This window comes from Faecalibacterium sp. OF03-6AC (assembly GCF_003478175.1).
Taxonomy (GTDB): domain Bacteria; phylum Bacillota; class Clostridia; order Oscillospirales; family Ruminococcaceae; genus Faecalibacterium; species Faecalibacterium taiwanense.
This window is the reverse complement of the sequence record NZ_QUEN01000015.1, coordinates 1-17,139: the sequence shown is the minus strand read 5'-3', so window position 1 is coordinate 17,139 and position 17,139 is coordinate 1. Positions and strand designations below refer to the sequence as shown.

General features: G+C 51.7%; 17 protein-coding genes and 1 pseudogene. 6 read left to right on the top strand and 12 right to left on the bottom strand.

Features of this window, described 5'->3' with window-relative positions; all coding sequences use genetic code 11:
• Positions 1 to 11 precede the first annotated feature (11 nt).
• The 5 genes and pseudogenes from DXA66_RS13180 (at position 12) to DXA66_RS13155 (ending at position 4,661) form a co-directional block, all read left to right on the top strand.
• Positions 12 to 371, top strand: coding sequence for a hypothetical protein (locus DXA66_RS13180; protein ID WP_006059613.1), 360 nt, complete (start codon positions 12 to 14; stop codon positions 369 to 371).
• A gap of 15 nt (positions 372 to 386) precedes the next feature.
• Positions 387 to 1,031, top strand: a complete 645-nt coding sequence (locus DXA66_RS13175; RefSeq protein WP_008723402.1) for a DUF3885 domain-containing protein — start codon at positions 387 to 389, stop codon at positions 1,029 to 1,031.
• Positions 1,032 to 1,058: 27 nt separating this feature from the next.
• A complete protein-coding gene (locus DXA66_RS13170; RefSeq protein ID WP_006059615.1) occupies positions 1,059 to 1,838 on the top strand; it encodes a hypothetical protein in 780 nt (259 codons plus the stop codon).
• Between the two features lie 26 nt (positions 1,839 to 1,864).
• Positions 1,865 to 2,086 (top strand): annotated as a pseudogene (locus DXA66_RS13165) (spondin); the annotation flags it as partial.
• Between the two features lie 682 nt (positions 2,087 to 2,768).
• The gene (locus DXA66_RS13155; RefSeq protein ID WP_199663712.1) at positions 2,769 to 4,661 is read left to right on the top strand and encodes a hypothetical protein; all 1,893 of its coding nucleotides are present in this window, start codon (positions 2,769 to 2,771) and stop codon (positions 4,659 to 4,661) included.
• 63 nt (positions 4,662 to 4,724) lie between these two features.
• On the opposite strand, the gene DXA66_RS13150 is transcribed toward DXA66_RS13155, so the two are convergent.
• The 5 genes from DXA66_RS13150 to DXA66_RS14605 form a co-directional block, all read right to left on the bottom strand.
• On the bottom strand, positions 4,725 to 6,107 hold the full coding sequence (locus DXA66_RS13150; protein WP_117533926.1) for a relaxase/mobilization nuclease domain-containing protein: 1,383 nt from the start codon (positions 6,105 to 6,107) through the stop codon (positions 4,725 to 4,727).
• Positions 6,108 to 6,162: 55 nt separating this feature from the next.
• Positions 6,163 to 6,441, bottom strand: a complete 279-nt coding sequence (locus tag DXA66_RS13145) for a hypothetical protein (RefSeq protein ID WP_117506243.1) — start codon at positions 6,439 to 6,441, stop codon at positions 6,163 to 6,165.
• Positions 6,442 to 6,550: 109 nt separating this feature from the next.
• A complete protein-coding gene (gene mobC / locus DXA66_RS13140) occupies positions 6,551 to 6,883 on the bottom strand; it encodes a plasmid mobilization relaxosome protein MobC (RefSeq protein WP_117506238.1) in 333 nt (110 codons plus the stop codon).
• Complete coding sequence (locus DXA66_RS13135) at positions 6,880 to 12,606, bottom strand: DEAD/DEAH box helicase family protein (protein ID WP_371682338.1); 5,727 nt, start codon at positions 12,604 to 12,606, stop codon at positions 6,880 to 6,882. Before DXA66_RS13135 ends, mobC begins: the two co-directional genes overlap by 4 nt.
• Before the next feature lie 161 nt (positions 12,607 to 12,767).
• A complete protein-coding gene (locus DXA66_RS14605) occupies positions 12,768 to 13,124 on the bottom strand; it encodes a TnpV protein (protein ID WP_227624120.1) in 357 nt (118 codons plus the stop codon).
• A gap of 1 nt (position 13,125) precedes the next feature.
• Here DXA66_RS14605 and DXA66_RS14600 point away from each other — a divergent pair, with 1 nt between their 5' ends.
• Positions 13,126 to 13,911: a hypothetical protein gene (locus DXA66_RS14600; protein ID WP_207666270.1), complete on the top strand. Its 786-nt coding sequence runs from the start codon at positions 13,126 to 13,128 to the stop codon at positions 13,909 to 13,911.
• Between the two features lie 68 nt (positions 13,912 to 13,979).
• Here DXA66_RS14600 and DXA66_RS14445 read toward each other — a convergent pair whose 3' ends face one another.
• The 7 genes from DXA66_RS14445 to DXA66_RS13105 all read right to left on the bottom strand — a co-directional run.
• On the bottom strand, positions 13,980 to 14,141 hold the full coding sequence (locus DXA66_RS14445) for a hypothetical protein (RefSeq protein ID WP_015565631.1): 162 nt from the start codon (positions 14,139 to 14,141) through the stop codon (positions 13,980 to 13,982).
• Positions 14,142 to 14,160: 19 nt separating this feature from the next.
• On the bottom strand, positions 14,161 to 14,427 hold the full coding sequence (locus DXA66_RS13130; RefSeq protein WP_117948549.1) for a PF20097 family protein: 267 nt from the start codon (positions 14,425 to 14,427) through the stop codon (positions 14,161 to 14,163).
• A 41-nt stretch (positions 14,428 to 14,468) separates the two neighbouring features.
• The gene (locus DXA66_RS13125) at positions 14,469 to 14,765 is read right to left on the bottom strand and encodes a hypothetical protein (RefSeq protein ID WP_117533922.1); all 297 of its coding nucleotides are present in this window, start codon (positions 14,763 to 14,765) and stop codon (positions 14,469 to 14,471) included.
• Positions 14,766 to 14,782: 17 nt separating this feature from the next.
• Positions 14,783 to 15,718, bottom strand: coding sequence for a hypothetical protein (locus DXA66_RS13120; protein ID WP_117533920.1), 936 nt, complete (start codon positions 15,716 to 15,718; stop codon positions 14,783 to 14,785).
• A 21-nt stretch (positions 15,719 to 15,739) separates the two neighbouring features.
• On the bottom strand, positions 15,740 to 16,462 hold the full coding sequence (locus DXA66_RS13115) for an AAA family ATPase (protein ID WP_005921747.1): 723 nt from the start codon (positions 16,460 to 16,462) through the stop codon (positions 15,740 to 15,742).
• A 34-nt stretch (positions 16,463 to 16,496) separates the two neighbouring features.
• Positions 16,497 to 16,856, bottom strand: coding sequence for a DUF2500 domain-containing protein (locus tag DXA66_RS13110; RefSeq protein WP_117533918.1), 360 nt, complete (start codon positions 16,854 to 16,856; stop codon positions 16,497 to 16,499).
• Between the two features lies 1 nt (position 16,857).
• Positions 16,858 to 17,139, bottom strand: a 282-nt coding sequence (locus DXA66_RS13105; RefSeq protein WP_118529258.1) for a DUF6054 family protein, incomplete at its 5' end; no start/stop codon positions are given.

Here is a 17,139-nt window from a genome sequence, read left to right as displayed (position 1 = left end):
GAGGAACCACCATGTCACAGATCGCGTCCTTTTATCTGATAAAAAATAACCAGCGGCAGGAGTTGTCCGACGGTGACTGCTCCGGCGCGGTCTATATGGCCATCTGGGACTGGTGTGAGAGCGAACTGGATCTGGATGTCCGTTTTCCTGCTCCCCAGACGGAAGACACCCTGGACTGCGCTCTGCTGGAGGGAGAGCTGGCGTCTCAACTGCTGGCAGCTCTGCGGGAGCAGGATCTCCCGGAGCTGGCCGCTGAAATTGCCCCGGACTGGGATCTGCCCACCGAGGCGGTGCAAAGCGGGCTTAATACGCTGCGCTCCCATCTGGAACTGGTGCAGGGCGATGCTGCTCTGCTGTATGAAATGACATGAGAACGGAGGGATACCATGCTGGCAAAGCGGTTTGAACACATTTTACATGATCTGGGCATGGCTGGGCTGGAACACCCTCTGTTCTACCATGCACCGGTGGGCATTCGTTTTAAGATCGGCGGGGAGGAACCAATCTATCTGGATAGGCGTGCGGCGAAGCTGAAAACCAACCCCGCTTATGTTCAGGGGGCGCTGGACCGAGCCGCCGCGATCTATCGGGCACTTCCGGCGGTGCCGGACCTTCTGCGGATCGACGGGTATCCCGATGAAGAACCCGCCGAGTCCCTGCTGACCGTTATCCGGCAGCGAGTGGGCCTCCCAGTTCCCGATGAACAACTTTCGGCCACAGAGCAGGATGAAGATGGGGATACCCATGCACAAGTGCAGTTTTACTGGGATCTCAGCAAGATCAGCTTTCAACCAGAGCTGCTTCTTCGGGAAATCATTCTGGGGGACATCGGCGGCTGGAACGGCTTTGTGTCCAGCGTCTATCTGGCTGGGCCGGGGCCGTTCCTCTACCATTTGTACGATGACCGTGGGCTGGATGTGCTGGGCGGCTCACAGAAGCTGCTATTGCCTCTCTATCATCAATTTCATGACTGGATTTTGGAATACGATCTGGAGAAGATTGACCAGATGTTCGCTCCAGCAAAAGAATGACTGCATAACAGAAAAGGAGACATTGCTATGGGACTTGATATTTACGCCGGGCCGCTGACCCGGTACTATTCTCACAACTGGAAAACTGTTGTTCAGCAGTGGGCGGAGGAAAACGGATACACCTTTAACCGGATCACCCCGGATGGAGAACCCGCCGACAACGAGGAGGAGCTGTCCCCGGCTGAGATCCAGGCGGCAGTGGAGGACTGGCGGGATCAGATCTTAGCCGCCATTTCCCAGCCGAACCAGCCGCACTACACTCCATGGCCGGAGGACAACGAGCGGCCCTATTACACCGATAAGCCGGATTGGGATGCCTTTGGCGCTATGCTGCTGGTGGCCGCCTGTCATACATACGAGGAACCGGTGCCTCTCACCGTGGAGAAGGACTGGGACTTCGGGGAGCATCCCCTGATTGCCCGCCTTGCATCGGACGAGGAGCGGGTGTGGTCCCTGCTTCGGGGCGCGACTTGGTGGCTTCCCCTCACCGACAGCTTTCTATTCCAAGGCCCTCTGCCCACCGATGATCAGACGATGATCGCCACCTTGGGCGGACTGCGGAAGGAGCTGGAAAAGCTGAACCAGCTGGCATGGCAGGCCGATGAGGACACTATCCTTGGTTGGGCAGACACGGAGGGATACCCGGTAGACGGAACCGTAGACTCAGATGGACAGTACAGCAAGGCAGACATCCCGGAACACACCCAGTATGACACCCAATCCTTGGCCAAGTTTGCCTTCTCCGTGTTCTGGCGGGCCATGCGGTTTGCCGAGGAGCAGCAGGTGCCTATCCTGCTTGACTATTAAAGAGAATTCGTCAGGGGGTGGAGACCGTGGAACAAAAACGGCCGGCAGATATAATTCAGGAACTTCTGGACTACCTGTGGAACGGCCTGGGCCTGGAGGAAAAGGGCTGGAAGCGTCTGAAAAAGGGCGACTTCAAAAAGAAAATGAAAAACGGGCTGACCTATCAGATCTGGTTTGACCGGAGCCGCTACAACTACATAGACTACGAAATCGGCCATGGGAATGTGGAGGTGGGCTTCACAGGCATTGACGATGATATCCACGTCGGAGCGGTTCATCAGGTCTTTCAGGATGCCAAACTGCTTTTTGGTACCAGCAGACACCAGATTTTCATTATCTATCTTTTTGTATTAAGGTCTACAGCAATCTAATCCCACGTTAAAACGAGAAAATGCTTAATTGTTCTCCTCAAAGTTCTCTACCTGTTCCATGACCTTTTTGAGAACTTCGGGGCTGTACTGCGGGGGATATCACGCTTTTCAAAGAACGAGCCGGAGTTGCGCGCAGCGCGCAGATAATCCCGGCAGTTAAACAAAATCTAATCAAGGTTGAGAGCTTTTTCTTCAGCCTTCGTCTTTGCCATGGCGTTTTTCTCCAATCTGAAAATTACAAATTGCGGACAAAAAGGACGCATTGTTGTGGCAAGCAGTGCAAGCTGGTACCAACTTGCAATTTTTGAATCCGATTTCTAAAAATCAAATTCAAAATGCTTGTTGGGCTGTGCCCAAACCCCTTGTGTTCTGCATCCAGTGGATGCAGGCTGCACATTTTTGAAAAATGCTTTTTAATCTGAGTGCCGATGCCTGTGGTATCGGCACTTTTTGCACAGATGGATTCCCGGAAGCAGAAAATAGTGCTATGCAGCACATCCGGGATTGTGCTATACTTGATTTACATAAACTTGTTTGTCCTAAAAAGTTGGAGGTGTTCATGGCAACACGAACCATTTGTTTTCCCATATCCGGCTATCCCTATTGCAGAGAACAGCCGGTGACATTCACATGGATAAAAGGCAGCAAGCGGCAGAATATCCGTGCCGTCCATGATGCCGTCCATACAACAGACCCTGATGTTTCGATTCTGGAAGTCAGCTCTGCATCCGTTCAGCCGGAGGGTGAAGCTGTTTCTTCTCTGCGGCTTTTGCTGCATCTGGATTCTGTTGCGCAGGATGTACCCATCAGCACGGTTTTTGAAGCCACCAAAGTGTTTGAACATGGTGGGCCATTCGCTGACCTTCTGACCTGTGAGCCACCCAAAGTCCATAAGGACACTCGGCTGCGAACCAGTGGAGAGCTGCTACGTTACTCTCTGGAAGGAAACGAGTATCCGACAGAGCCGTACATGGATTCGTTCTTTGAGTGGCTCTACTGCCGTGCGTTGAAGCAGTTCCCGGAAAAGGCGGAGCCGCTGAGCAGATATAATGCTTTTTCTGATATTGCTGCCGCAGCGGATTCTAAAAAGTATTATGGCGATTCCTCACGGGCGGCTGCGATTTATGTGGGACTTGCAGCGGCAGGAAAACTTTCGTGCATCGATTCCTATGAATTATTTATTGCTGAGGTCTATACGGAGCCGAAACCTTTGCCCAAGTCTGGAAAATCTGAGGCTGCTTCAAAAATGACACCCGAAGTTTCTGCACCAGCAAAGGAGACTCCGGCAGACGAATTGCCGCAGCCCGATAACGCAAATGCGGAAGTGATTCCGGACACTGCGCAGATGGAGCATATCCTTGAGCTGCCCAAAGCGACCTGTCTGCTTCTCTCTTTGGCAAAAAATGCTGGCCTTTCTGCAAATAGTTCCAGTGAGCTGACATATAAGGGAAAGGAATTCCTTCTTGACGCTTATCAGATAGCGCTGAAAAATAAAACGCTCCAAATCAATATCCAAAAGAACAAAATCACATTTCCGATGGAGGAACCGGACAGCGGATTTCATGCAGTTGGTGTGTTGACCCGTTCGCCTGCTTGGGAATACGGATGGAAGTTTAACTATCTGACTGAGAATACATCCGGTGCAGAAAAGTCCGAAGTTAAAGAAAAAATCCCTCCGAAGCCTTTGACCGCATTGGAGCATCTGGAACGCTGTGGGTATAGAATCGTTCAGCAGGTCGTACCGAAAAAACTTCCGCCGATTGCCGTTCAGCGGATGGCATGGAAAACAGGCGAAGCTCTTTGCGACCCGGTAGTGGTGGATTTCTTGCAGTTTATTCGGACACATATGCAGAGTGACGGCTCTTTTTCGTTTCGTATCCCAAAGGGTACTTCCAAGAATTCGTTTGCCACACTTTCGGAAATCGCTCAGACGTGGGATAAAATGGGACTTTTTGCATCCATTGTGATCTATCCGCAGAATATCGTCTATGAGCTTGCGCAAAATGAGACTGTCCGGCATTTCCTGAGCGGGAAGTGGCTGGAACTTTTTGTGGAGCATCAGGTTCAGCAGATTTTGAATCGCTATCAGGAGGAGCAGGGCGCAGAAGTTTCGCTTTGCTCCAATGTGATTCTTTCAGAAGCGGCATCCGCAGGGAGCACGCATGAACTGGATGTTGCGTTTTCCATCAACGGAAAATTCTTCTGGGTGGAAGCCAAATCGTCCAGCCGAAGCATTGATTATGGAAAATATGCTGCTCTGTGCGAAAAGCTGAAAGTAACCTCCGACCGACTGCTTTTGGTCAACAGCGATTTGTCCGTTGAGGAGTGTGAAGGCGTTTCTTACTTCTGGAATTATCGTGTTGCAAATTGTGCAACGATTACGGGGGAATTGGAAAATATGGTTGCCAAACAAATTGAAACTGCCGGAAAAGCCGTTCCAAGTACAGACTGAGCAATAAGCAAAAAAGACCCTGAGAACCCTGCCGGATAAGCGGCAAAGTTCTCAGGGACTGTTTTATCGGATCTGCTCGACTTGCTTGGAGTCCTTTTCCTCCGCAAAGAACAGTTCCACATTCTTCTGTGCTTTTACGATTTCCTGCATCTCATCCCGTGTCTTTCGGTACTCTGGGTAGAGTGCTTTTTTCTTGGTGAGCAAAGCCGAATACTCTGCATTCAGGTCTTTCACTTTGGGCAGCTTTTTCAGGCCGGATTCATTGAAAGCGGCTTTCGCCGTCTTATGCAGCGTGACTTCTTCCCGGTGCGCTTCCAAAAATTTGGAGCTGTACCCGGATTTGCGGTAAGCATCGTATACAGGCCGGGTCTTGGCATAGTTGACGATGTGCGCCCGGAGGACGGCGATTTCTGCCATACGCTTCTCGGCGGCCTTGATGGAATCGCCCAGTTTGTGATAGCGAGAAAGTGCAGCATCAGCACGCTCTTTCAGGTCATCCGCACTGCCGATTTTCTGCTCCTGCAAAAAAATCAGCGTTTTGGACATCTCTTTCAAGTTGTACTTCTTCGCCCAGCGTTCGTAGCCTCCACCTTTGCCCTCGGCAAGTTTTGCTTGAATGTCAACCAGCAACTGGAACGGCTGCTCTTTGGGAGGTTGCTTCTGATGTGGGCGGTGTTCGGCTTTTCCGGCAATGACTGCTTTGATTTCATCCTCGCTGTACCCGGCACCCAGTGTCTTTAACCGGATAAAGCGTTTCTGCCGTGCGCCTTTAACGGAAGTGTATTTGCCGCGTTTGATTTCATAGCCCTGCTGTTCCAGCTTTTGCAGAAAATCTTCGTAGTCGGTGGGCTTCTGCTGCAAAATCTCGTCGATTACACTGCACAGCCGGTCGCGGTTGCTCTCCTTTGGTGGGTAAGTGATGCGCTTCTGCCGTTCCCGGTAAGGCTTCTTTTCAATGACTGACAGCTGATGCTCCAGACAAATCAGGTCGCTCAACCGCTGCACTGCCAGACCGGAAAAGAAAAAATCCCGGAATTTTCTTGTGCCGTCCAGAGTGGTCGAGTTATAGATAATGTGATTGTGAATGTGTTCCCGATCGGTATGCGTTGCAACGATAAAAGCGTGTTTGCCTTTCAGAAACCGGGAGGCCAACTCATAACCGATGCGGTTTGCTTCTTCAGCCGTAATTTCACCAGGTCGGAAAGATTGCCGTATCTGATAGGCGATAATGTTACTTTTTTGGCTGCGCCCGGTGGCCTGCTCGTACAGCTTTTTTGTGAGCATGAACTCCTCGTCCACAGTAAGCGGGCTGCATTGATAGCTGCTGACAAGTTCGCCTTTTTCAGTCTTGTCGGGATTCTGCGCATAATCAGTGCGGTCTTTCAGGCAGGCGGCGATAGATTTTCCTTTGTGCTGATGCAGTGCGATCAGACGAGTAGCAGCCAGAGCAGATCACCTCCTAAATGAAAAAGCCGCCCGAAGGCGGCAAGAAGATTCAAAATCAAATCAGGTCCCGGAGCCAACCGCTGAATTTCTCAACGCCCTCCACCATTGCAGTTGCGCCGACAAAAAGGACAAAGCAGAGAAATTCGGCAACCAGCAGAATCAGAAATTGATCCCAAGTCTGGCGGTAGACGGTGTAGATGCCGCAGCCAAAGATATACAGCATCAACGGCGCGACAACATAGCTGGACAGAGTAAGCAGCCACTTTGCCATCAGAGCCAGAAAAGCCACGAACAGAGAGATCGGGGCAAGCATCATCTTGAATAAAAACCTCATATCAAACACCAGCCTTTCTTTTTCGCCCCTATTATAAAGGTATCGCCCCTTGCCTTGCAAGGGTGTCAACCGTTATGTAAACCCGCAGCCTCCTACTGCGGGAAATTTTTTAGAGTTCGGTGAGTTTGGCGAGAAGTTGCTTGCCAATAGCTATCAGCTCATCCAACCGACTACGCAAGTCCTCTAAATCGGCGGCATAGAGCTGCCCGCTTTCACTGGCCCGTTTCGCCACCTGATTCAGGTTGTTGCTGCAATTCTGAAGAAGGTACGCCATCCGACGCAGCTGTGGTAAATCAAGATTCAGGCAGTAACCATCCAGAGCCATTTTTCGCAGATAAGAGCCAATGCTCAAAATACCGCAACTTTCCATCTTCTGACGAATGCGTTCCAGTTCGACTTTGCTGACACGAAAATGGATCTGCTGGTCACGGTGCTCCGTCACCGGGCATCACCATCCTTATCCAAGTAAGATTTGAATGGTCGGACAGGCTCCACTTTATCAGCCTTTTCTTCCAGAGCTGCCAGCACAGAGGGGCGGGCATCCGGCTTTTCTTCCGCTTCGGGTTCTGTCCGGCTGGACTGATGCTCCATGTTCAACAGCGCATCCAATTCTGCAAGGCGGGCAGATTTGGTTTGCAGTTCTTCCTCCTGCGCAAACGGCTTGGCGATTTCAACCTCTGCGGCCTGCTTCTGCTGTTCCAGAGAATCCAGTGCGGCATCAGCATCGGCAATGCGGTCGGCAAAATTGCCGATGGCATTGTCCAGACGGACGATGTTGCCGCGAGGGTCATCGCCCAGCGGTACCGGATAACTCAGCTCGCCGCGGAGAACGATTTGATGCTCATTCTTGAAACTGTCAAAGCGAATGTTCAGCTCAAAGCCGCGATAGGTGCCCAGCAGCATCATATCCGCATTCGGCATCTCCTTGCAGGCGAGCATCAGCCGCTCACCAGCGGCTTTTTTCTCATCGAACACCATGCCCTTGATCGTCATGCCGCAGAAGTTCTCCTTATCCTGCGGGTGTGCGTCTGCGATTTGGGCATCGTTTTTCAGAGCCGCAATACGGTTCTTCGCTTTCTGAATTTCCTCCGGGTAATGCTTGAGCAGCTTATCTTCCAGACGATATTTCTGGTTCTGGTAATCCGAGCGCAGCACCTTGAGCTTTGCTACCTGCACATCCAGATCCATCTTTTCCCGGATGCGCGGGTCGCCTGCGCATAGGGCCTTGACCTCGGCATACGAAAGAGCCTGCTCATCCACATCATCACAGGAGCGCATCGGAGATTTGCTCGTCATGATCTGCGAAATAAACTTCTGCTTGTTTTCCAGCGTTTGCCAGAGGTAGGCGTCGAATGTCCCCTCCGTGACGTAATTATAGACGTAAACTTGTTTGTTTTTGTTGCCCTGACGGATGATTCGGCCGTTGCGTTGGGTCATATCGGACGGTCGCCAGCCTACATCCAGATGATGCACGGCCACCAGCAGGGTCTGGACATTGGTGCCTGCGCCCATCTTTGCAGTGCTGCCCAGCAGGACACGCACCTTGCCGCTGCGGACTTTGGAGAACAAATCCGCTTTCTTACCTTCAGTATCAGCGTTGTGGATGAACTCGACCTCCGATTCCGGCACCCCGGCGGCAAGCAGCTTTGTGCGAATATCATCGTAGACATTGAACGAGCCGTCTCCCTTGGGCGTGGACATATCGCAGAAAATCAGCTGCGTCAGATTATCCTCTTTGGTTTCGTTCCAGATACGCAGAACATTGTCGACGCAGGCATTCAGCTTGCTGTCCGGGTCATCCGGGGTGAGCGGATTCATCAGCCGCTGGTCAAGGCCGGTTTTACGTCCGTCCGAGGTGATCTTCAGCATATTGTCCACCGAGGGGTCAACCGCACCGCTATGCACCTCAGCAGCACGTTCGCTCAGGGATTTCACCATGTCCTGCTGGATCTCCGAGGGTTTGACCACGACAGTTTCAAACTTGGCTTCCGGAACAGGCAGATGCAACTGGTCGGAAGTCTTGATGTCCGCTGCCTCCTTGAACATATTCATCAGCTCCGGCAGATTAAAGAACTTGGCAAAACGTGTGCGCGCACGGTAGCCGGTTCCTTCCGGCGCAAGCTCAATGGCCGTGGTGGTCTCGCCAAACGTAGAAGCCCATGCATCAAAGTGGGTCAGTTGTTTCTGCTGGAGAGTGCTGTACTGCAAATAGCGCATCAGTGTGTACATTTCCGTCATGGAGTTGCTGATGGGCGTTCCCGTTGCGAAAATCACGCCGCGCCCGCCAGTCACTTCATCCAGATAACGACACTTGCCGAACATATCGCTGGACTTCTGTGCTTCGGAGGTAGAAAGGCCAGCAACATTGCGCATCTTGGTGTAAAGATATAGGTTCTTGTAGTTCTGGCTCTCGTCCACAAATAACCTATCTACGCCTAATTGTTCAAATGTGACCACATCATCCTTGCGGTCGGTGGACTGTAGCTTTTTCAGTTTCACCTCCAGTGTTTTCCGTGTCTTTTCCATCTGTTTCACGGTAAAATGCTCACCGGACTGTTCTTTGGCCTCTGCAATGGCTTTTTCGATTTCCTCGATCTGATCTTCGATGATCCGTGCCTGCCGTTCCGCAGAAAGAGGGATTTTCTCAAACTGCGAGTGGCCGATAATGACGGCATCGTAGTCGCCGGTTGCGATGCGGGCGCAAAAACGCTTTCGATTGGCGGGTTCAAAGTCTTTCTTGCTGGTAACGAGCAGCTTTGCATTGGGGTATAGCCGCAGGAACTCGCTGGCCCACTGCTCGGTCAGATGGTTGGGTACCACGAACAGGCTTTTCTGACACAGGCCCAAACGCTTAGATTCCATTGCCGAAGCTGCCATCTCAAAACTTTTGCCGGCACCCACCTCGTGGGCGAGCAGGGTGTTCCCACCATAAAGCACATGAGCAACTGCATTGCGCTGATGTTCCTGCAGATTGACCTCCGGGTTCATACCGACAAAATGGATATGGCTTCCGTCATACTCGCGGGGCCGGGTACTATTGAACAACTCGTTATACTGCTTCACCAGCAGATTCCGCCGCTGCGGGTCTTGCCAAACCCAGCCTGCAAAGGTATCCTTGATGGCCTGCTGCTTCTGCTGGGCAAGCATCGTCTCCTTCTGGTTCAGGACACGCCGCTCTTTACCATCCTCCTCAATGGTATCATAAATGCGGCAGTCCCGCAAATTCAAGGTGTCCTCCAAAATCTTGTAGGCGTTGGCCCGGTGGGTGCCGTAGGTTTCGGTGGACATGATATCATACATTCCGGCGGCAGATTTGTTGCCGATGCGCCATTCGGACGTAAATGGAGAGTAGCGGACTTGGATCAGGTTGTTATAGCGGATGCGGTAGGGCGGCTGAAAAGTCTCCATCATAAACTGCTGCACAATGGCGGGATTCAGCCATGTGGCACCCAGTCGGATGTCGATTTCTGATGCTTCAAGGTCCTTCGGCTGCGCTTTGGTCAAAGCCTCCACATTGATCTTGAACTCCGGGTGGCTTTCAGCGGCAAGCTGAGCCATGCGCAGTTTATTCCGCACATTGCCGGAAAGATACTCGTCCGCAGTCTGCCAGCCTGCTTCCGGCTCATCTGCATCCGCAGAAGGGTCTTTGAAAATCACGCCTTGCAGCTCTGTGGTAATACGCTCATAATCGCCGGGAGAGCCGAGAAGTTTCGCCATATAGGGCAGATCAACACGGCCATGTTCTCCAATGGACACTGCCAGTGCTTCGCTGGGGGTGTCCACGCTGGTGACGGTGCGCTCCGAGCGAATCGTTCGCTTGGTGAACATATCCGCCTTGCTTTTGAGCTGTTTATTCTCATCGAGATTTTCCAAAGAGCAGAGCAGATAGTAGGAAGAATCATCCTCAAACAAACGCCCATTTTTGCGGTCGTTGAGCAGACCGTATTTTGCGGTAAAAGCGTCATAAGCTGTGTTCAGCTTTGCTTGGGTTGCCTTAATGTCCTCATCCGGGTAATCGTCCAGCTGCTCCTGAATCAGCTGGTTGACGATCTGCCGCAGTTCCACCATGCCGGTGACACGGGCTTTGGCATTATCGGACAACTCCACCTGCGTCATAATCGAATTTTCTCGGTAGTACACCTCACCGTCCACCACGGCATAGGAGAAATTCTTTACATCCGGGTCAGCGGGGAGCGTCTTGCGCTCGACTTCTGCATCCGCAACATCTGGTGTTTCCACCTCGACTTCAACATACTGGCCCTCAATATGCTGTACCGCTTCGGCAAGCTGGTCGGCCAGCACTGCGCCCTCGATGGGGGCAACCGTCAGTTCCTCCCGTCCGTATTGGGTGCTTTCGGTGGTCAGTTCGCCCAGAATCATCTCCGGGTGGTCCACGAAATACTGGTTGATGGCAAAGCCGTCCTCGGTCTTGCCAAGCTGCACCCATGCAGGTTCGATGTCCGCAGGGCGGTCACGCTTCTGCAAAAAGATAATGTCACTCACAACATCCGTGCCTGCGTTTGCCTTGAACGCATTATTCGGCAGACGGATAGCTCCCAACAGGTCAGCACGCTCTGCCATGTGCTTGCGGGCGGTGCTGTCCTTGCTATCCATGGTGTAGCGGCTGGTGACGAACGCCACCACGCCGCCCGGACGCACTTGGTCAATGGCCTTGGCGAAAAAGTAGTTGTGGATGCTGAATCCCAACTTGTTGTACGCCTTGTCGTTGACCTTGTAGTTGCCGAAGGGCACGTTGCCCACCGCCAGATCGTAGAAATCACGGCGGTCTGTGGTCTCAAAGCCCGCCACGGTAATGTCGGCCTGCGGGTACAGCTTTTTGGCGATGCGCCCGGTGATGGAATCCAGCTCTACGCCGTACAGACGGCTGTCCTGCATGGTGTCCGGCAGCATACCGAAGAAGTTGCCCACGCCCATACTAGGTTCCAGAATGTTACCGCTGCGGAAACCCATGCGCTCCACCGCATCGTAGATACCACGGATCACGGTGGGGCTGGTGTAGTGGGCGTTCAGGGTGCTGGAACGTGCGGCGGCATACTCGTCCTCGGAGAGCAGCCCTTTCAGTTCGGCGTATTCCTTTGCCCAACTATCTTTGCCGGGGTCAAAAGCGTCTGCCAGACCGCCCCAGCCCACATACTGTGAAAGCACCTGCTGTTCCTCGGCGGTGGCACCCCGGTGCTCCTCCTCCAAACGAAACAGAGTTCGGATGGCTTCGATGTTCCGGGCATATTTCTGCTTTGCACCGCCCTCGCCCAAATGGTCGTCTGTGATGCGGAAGTTCCCGGCAGGCGCAGCGTTCAAGGCTTCATCCAAGGCAGCGGCATCCGGGAAGGTCTGCACCTCTCCGTCCATTACAGCAGAGATGGGCAGTTCGTCCAGTTCTTCGTCAGACGGCTCCGGCTCGTCCTTGTCTGCTAAAAATTTTGCGTGTTCGACTTTGAGCCACTCGGCGGCTTCTCTGTCTGCAACTTCTTTTTTCAGATTTTCCAGATAAGATTCTGCCTGCTTCTCGTTAGAAAACTGTGGAACGGCGTGATTGGTTTCATAGTAGTCATCATAAAGATCATCCCAGATAGCAAAAAGCGGCATTTTACCGTCAACGACTTTTCGGACAGAGAAACGTTCGTATTCAGGCACTTCGGATTCCTTGGCGATGGCTTCTGCCTGCGCCAGCATTTTATCCACACGCTGAGCAGTCGCACTCTGTCGCAGCCCCTGCTCAAACTGCTGCTTGTTAATAACCTCATTGTCCCAAGACTGCCCGTGCGCACTGGTGTCGATGCGCACATCGGTTTCGCCAACATAGCCGATGGTACCTTCAATCGTTCTGGTGGGCAGGTCTACCACAACTTCATCCCCGACATTGTAGTTGGATGCTTCCTGTCTGGTAGCACGCTGTTCCTTTTCCTCATCTGTCAGATAGCGGTCGGACTGAATCATAAGGTCGATATACTTTTCCACCTGCGCCCATTTCAGGGTGATTTTCTGGTGGTCGGGATAATGAACAAATTCCAGACCCTTCCAGTCGTGGTTGACGAAGCCTCGACTGCCATCCAGATAATCGTGGGAGTGCCCACCGATGCCGTACTCCTTTGCCAGTGCTTTGGCACAGAGTTTGCGGTCAGGCTGGGTCTGGTACAGCGCAATAATGCGCTGTTTGCCGCCTGTAAACCCTGAACCATGCCGCCGCAGCTCGTTCTCAATTTCAGCCTGCGACAAAACAAAAGCGGAGGGCGTTTTTTCGCTCTCCGCTTGGTCGATCTTCTCAATTTGCTGGGCTTCGGTGGGGATGTTCGCATCCAGAAAACTTAGCTGTAGATCAGCTCCGTCATCACCAGTTCCTCTGCCTGCGCTTTCAGACTGTTCATGTGCTGCACCCACATCAGTTGGTCCTGCGCTTTGTCCGGGGCTGGGTCCTGCTTCAGAAGCTGCTCCATGGTCTGCTGCATCCGGCTCTCTGCTGTCTGCTCCAGTTCCATCAGATGCGGGTACAGCGTCCCGTTCAGGAGCATCGAATTGTACAGTACCGGGCGATACTGCATCAGGTACGTCCGGCGCAGCCTGCCGTACTTGCCCAGCGGCTTCCGGGGCTGGTTCAGGGTTAGGTTCGGGAGCTGGTAGTCCCCGACGGTCGAGTAAGTCACGTTCCTGCTGTTCGTATTCATATTGGCTCCTTTCTGCATTGCGGCGGCGAATGGTTGTTTTTACGGTGCGCTCGATGTTACGCAGCACCTCCCGGCTCATGTCGCTGACGGCTGCGCCGAGGGCGTAGACACTATCCGGGGTGGAAAAATTGTAGATTGCCTGAAAATCGTCCTTGTCGAACCACCCGGCAGGCTCAATGCCGCAGCGTTCCAGCAGCGTGTAGGTGACGCTGATGGCGGCGGCAGACTTGAACTGCATCTCCACCCCGGCTTCATCATAATCCATCAAGAGCGAACCGTCAACGATGGCACGAATGTCCCCGCCGTTGTTGTCCCAGTAATCCGCCACCAGTTTCCCCGCAACATCCGCAAGCTGCTGGCTGACACGCTCGCCGCTGATGCCGTAGGTCTTGCTCAACATTTCCGAAACCGGCTGCACCAAATCGGGACCGAGCTGCCACACCTCCGGGTCACGGGAATTGCGGCGCACCCCGGTGTCGCTTACGTCAAAGACGTAGTGCAGCCGGGGGAAGCCGCTGGATTCGTCCAGCAGAGCGATGCCCTTGGCACCTCGGCGCACATAGCGGTTCATCCGATTGTTCCAGATGTCGAAGTCGGCGCAGGCGGTGGCATCCGGGCGCTGGGCGTAGATCATGAGCTGGTCGGCAAAAGGGTACTTGTACAGCCGGGATGCGGTGGTCAGGTAGTCCGTCCAGCTTTCCCAATACCGGGTCAGGCCGTTGGCCGTGCGCTGGGCAAGGGCGAGATATTCTTCGGTTTTGCTTGGCATTTTTGCCTCCTTTTTTAGATTTTAGGGTATAAAAATAGCGGGCAACCATTTTGGGGTTGCCCGCTGGAAAGTGTATTGAGATAAGATTATTTGCTATTGTCCTTTATGTACTTCATAACGCAGCACCCCATCACGATGACGGGAAGCACGGTTCGTAAACCGAGGTCGCCGACCCGCACATTTACATCAATCACAAGCCCTGCAAACCATGCCGCTAAAGTGAAAACAGTTGCCCATCCATAACTCATGAGAATTCATCTCCTTAATCTATAAAGTTACAGCTTCATAATGAGAAAATGTTTTGCGAACATCAAACACGCCAATGACTTTATTGTATTTTTTGCATAGAAAAGCGTTTGGTATCTTTGTCTGTCCTAATAAAATGCTGGAATTGCCAATACTGTGCCATTCCTGATAGGAAATTCTTCTAAGTCCTTTTTTATCAAACTCGTCTTTTGGAACCCACCCAACTGAGATACCAGCGGAAATCAATCCTCCCGCAAGCATTTCTTCTCCACAAATAGGACATTTCATATCAGCGTCTCCTAATCAATAGTACACTAAAAGATTTGATTTCACCACTTGATCTTAAATGGAATCAGTTCGCCAGAAACAATCCCAAAGAAATACAAAAGCCCGATTTCGATAGCAACACAGATTATCAGCAGAAGATTTGCAAGAGCTTTACTGTCGCTCAATTCTTCAATATTTTTTCGGTATTGGACAAAGACCCACATTTCAGAGGTGAAAAACAAAATGTAAAGGAGGCTGCTCCGAAAAAAAGCCATCATATTCGATAGCGCATAATTGATAAGAATAAGATTTATGGAATGAATAGCGACATCCAAAATCTTTGGGAATTTTCGTTTCATACACAGACACTCCAAACCTACAGTTCGGTTTCCACCGCAAGCTGCTCCTGTTTTTCTTTTTCGTCAGCGATTTGGACGTCAATATCTTCGCGCATCTTTTTCAGAAGTGCGAGGACTCGCTTGATTTGACCCTTGGTGTTTTCCACCCTGCTCTGTGCCTGATTGATGTGATCCAGAACTGCCCAGTCTGCAAAGAGGCCGTCAAAGAAGAAATCCGCAAATTTCAAAAAGCTGTCCACCGTAACCTGAAGGTCTGCGGTGATTTCAACATCGGAAAGTTCAGTTTTGAACCGCCGCAGTTCCACTTGGAGCTGTTCGATTTGTTCCTGTGCATCGTCCAGTTCCTCATACTTGGCAAGATCGGCCATCAAACCGCCGCCCATTACGTCCCATGTACTCCAGCCCTCGGCATTGTCGAGGGTTTCCAGAACTTCATTGACCGTATGCAGGGCGGTCTTTCCGGCGTTGATAGCTTCCAGCAGCTCCCGTTTTTGGACTTTCAGCGCGGCAATACGGCTTTCGCTTTCCGCAACCTGCTGTGCGGCAGGGTGGGCAGATGCTTTGATGCTTTTGATTTTTTCGGAAAGAGCAGCTTGATACTGCCTTTCGCAATCGGACAGCCGTGCCAACCTATTTTGAATTTGTGCTAAATCAGCATCAACGGAAGAAAGGTCATGGAGAGCCGCATCGTACTTGACACGGGCTGCATAGGCTTCCTGCCGTTCTTTGTCCAGCTTTTCATCCATCTTTCCGATGACCTGATAGAAAAATGCGGCAAGGCTGTGTCCCTCCAGACGGTCCACATCAGCCTGCTCTGCCAGCTTGGATTTTTCCAGCATTTTCAGGCGGTCAGCAAGCGTATCTCTCTGGGCGGTCAGTTCTTTCTGCTTTGCTTCGCAGCTTTTCTTTTCAGCGACCTGCTGCCAAAGCTCTTTCAACGTAGAATCATTCATATGGAATGTCCTTTCCCGGAATTACGTTTCTTCATTCAGAAGCTGGTTCAAAAAATGCTGCCGATTATTTACAAATGTTTTGGTGATAACGTAGCTGTCCGTATCTTCATACTGACAAGGATGAATCGTGCCATTGTCGAAGCTAAAAATCTCAGCATCAGGCATTCCGAGGAGAATGGGTGAATGTGATACGATAATGAATTGCGCCCCTTCTTGGGCACACCGATAAATGTTGATCAGTAACGTGAGCTGCCGCTGCGGGGATAAAGCGGCTTCCGGCTCGTCAAAAATATAGACTCCATCTGCACCCATGTAGTCCTGCGCAATGGCGAGGAAACTTTCACCGTGTGATTTTTGGTGATAGCCTTTGGAGGGATGATCGTCATCGGAATAGTCGATTTCCTTGGTGGCTACATTATAGAAACTCTCTGCTCGGAGAAAATACCCGAACTTTGGTCTGCGATACCCCTTGGAAATCGTCATAGCCTCACATAGTTCCGAATGGGAGTTGTATGTGGAAAATGAATAGTTCTTCGTTCCACCCTCTGCGTTGAAGCCGTAAGCAACAGCGATTGCTTCCAGAAGCGTAGATTTTCCACTTCCATTTTCGCCAACAAAGAACGTAATGGGCTTATGGAATGTAAAAGTGTCGATTCCACTGATGGCAGGAATCTGACGAACATAATTGTATGGGCGAACTCTGTTCCAGTCGATGGTCAGCCCTTGGATAAACAGATCGTTCATACAGTACTCCTTACTATATAATGTAGGAGAACGCTTAGTTCCGCTCGAACCCAAGATAGCGGGTGCCCTGAAAACTCAGCTTTCCAATGTCGCCCTCCACAAGCATTCCGTAGTCCGAACCACTTACGGTAAGTTCCATGCGGTCGCCGCTTTCCACCTGAAAGGTCACATAATAGGTCGTGAACGTATGCATCATCGTATTGTCCGTATGGTGGCGAGAAACTTCCGTGCGCTTTGCCACCACCGTTGCCGGAACGGTCAGCCGCGGTGAATGGTTGTTCTTATTCCATGTGCTGATATTTCCGATGATGGCACACAGGATCATGCCCAAAACCACAAGGAACAGGATGGGAAACAGGATACTGAACAGCAGATCAATTCCAGCGTAAAACATCTTATTCCTCCAAAATTTCTTCCAGCAGGTCCTTTACATCGTCCAGAAAAGATTCTTCTCCGAGGGTGTTCACCTTGAAGAACACCGCTTGACTGCCGCCCGCTGTAATTGCAGACAGCCGAATCGGGCTATCTCCATTCTGGAACATGGTCAGTGTCAGACTCAGGCGGTTGCCGCCCATCATGCTGTACCGTTCAAACACACGGACACTGCACCGGGCATCGCCCTCTTTGAAATCACTGCCTGCCTCTAAATCTGCCGACCAACTGCTGTCCGGGATTTC

Excerpts from the sequence above, each read along its gene's own strand:
- DXA66_RS13180 (WP_006059613.1), top strand. The coding sequence starts at position 12 with ATGTCACAGATCGCGTCCTTTTATCTGATAAAAAATAACCAGCGGCAG.
- DXA66_RS13175 (WP_008723402.1), top strand. The coding sequence starts at position 387 with ATGCTGGCAAAGCGGTTTGAACACATTTTACATGATCTGGGCATGGCT.
- DXA66_RS13170 (WP_006059615.1), top strand. The coding sequence starts at position 1,059 with ATGGGACTTGATATTTACGCCGGGCCGCTGACCCGGTACTATTCTCAC.
- DXA66_RS13155 (WP_199663712.1), top strand. The coding sequence starts at position 2,769 with ATGGCAACACGAACCATTTGTTTTCCCATATCCGGCTATCCCTATTGC.
- DXA66_RS13145 (WP_117506243.1), bottom strand. The coding sequence starts at position 6,441 with ATGAGGTTTTTATTCAAGATGATGCTTGCCCCGATCTCTCTGTTCGTG.
- DXA66_RS14605 (WP_227624120.1), bottom strand. The coding sequence starts at position 13,124 with ATGAATACGAACAGCAGGAACGTGACTTACTCGACCGTCGGGGACTAC.
- DXA66_RS14445 (WP_015565631.1), bottom strand. The coding sequence starts at position 14,141 with ATGAGTTATGGATGGGCAACTGTTTTCACTTTAGCGGCATGGTTTGCA.
- DXA66_RS13130 (WP_117948549.1), bottom strand. The coding sequence starts at position 14,427 with ATGAAATGTCCTATTTGTGGAGAAGAAATGCTTGCGGGAGGATTGATT.
- DXA66_RS13125 (WP_117533922.1), bottom strand. The coding sequence starts at position 14,765 with ATGAAACGAAAATTCCCAAAGATTTTGGATGTCGCTATTCATTCCATA.
- DXA66_RS13120 (WP_117533920.1), bottom strand. The coding sequence starts at position 15,718 with ATGAATGATTCTACGTTGAAAGAGCTTTGGCAGCAGGTCGCTGAAAAG.
- DXA66_RS13115 (WP_005921747.1), bottom strand. The coding sequence starts at position 16,462 with ATGAACGATCTGTTTATCCAAGGGCTGACCATCGACTGGAACAGAGTT.
- DXA66_RS13110 (WP_117533918.1), bottom strand. The coding sequence starts at position 16,856 with ATGTTTTACGCTGGAATTGATCTGCTGTTCAGTATCCTGTTTCCCATC.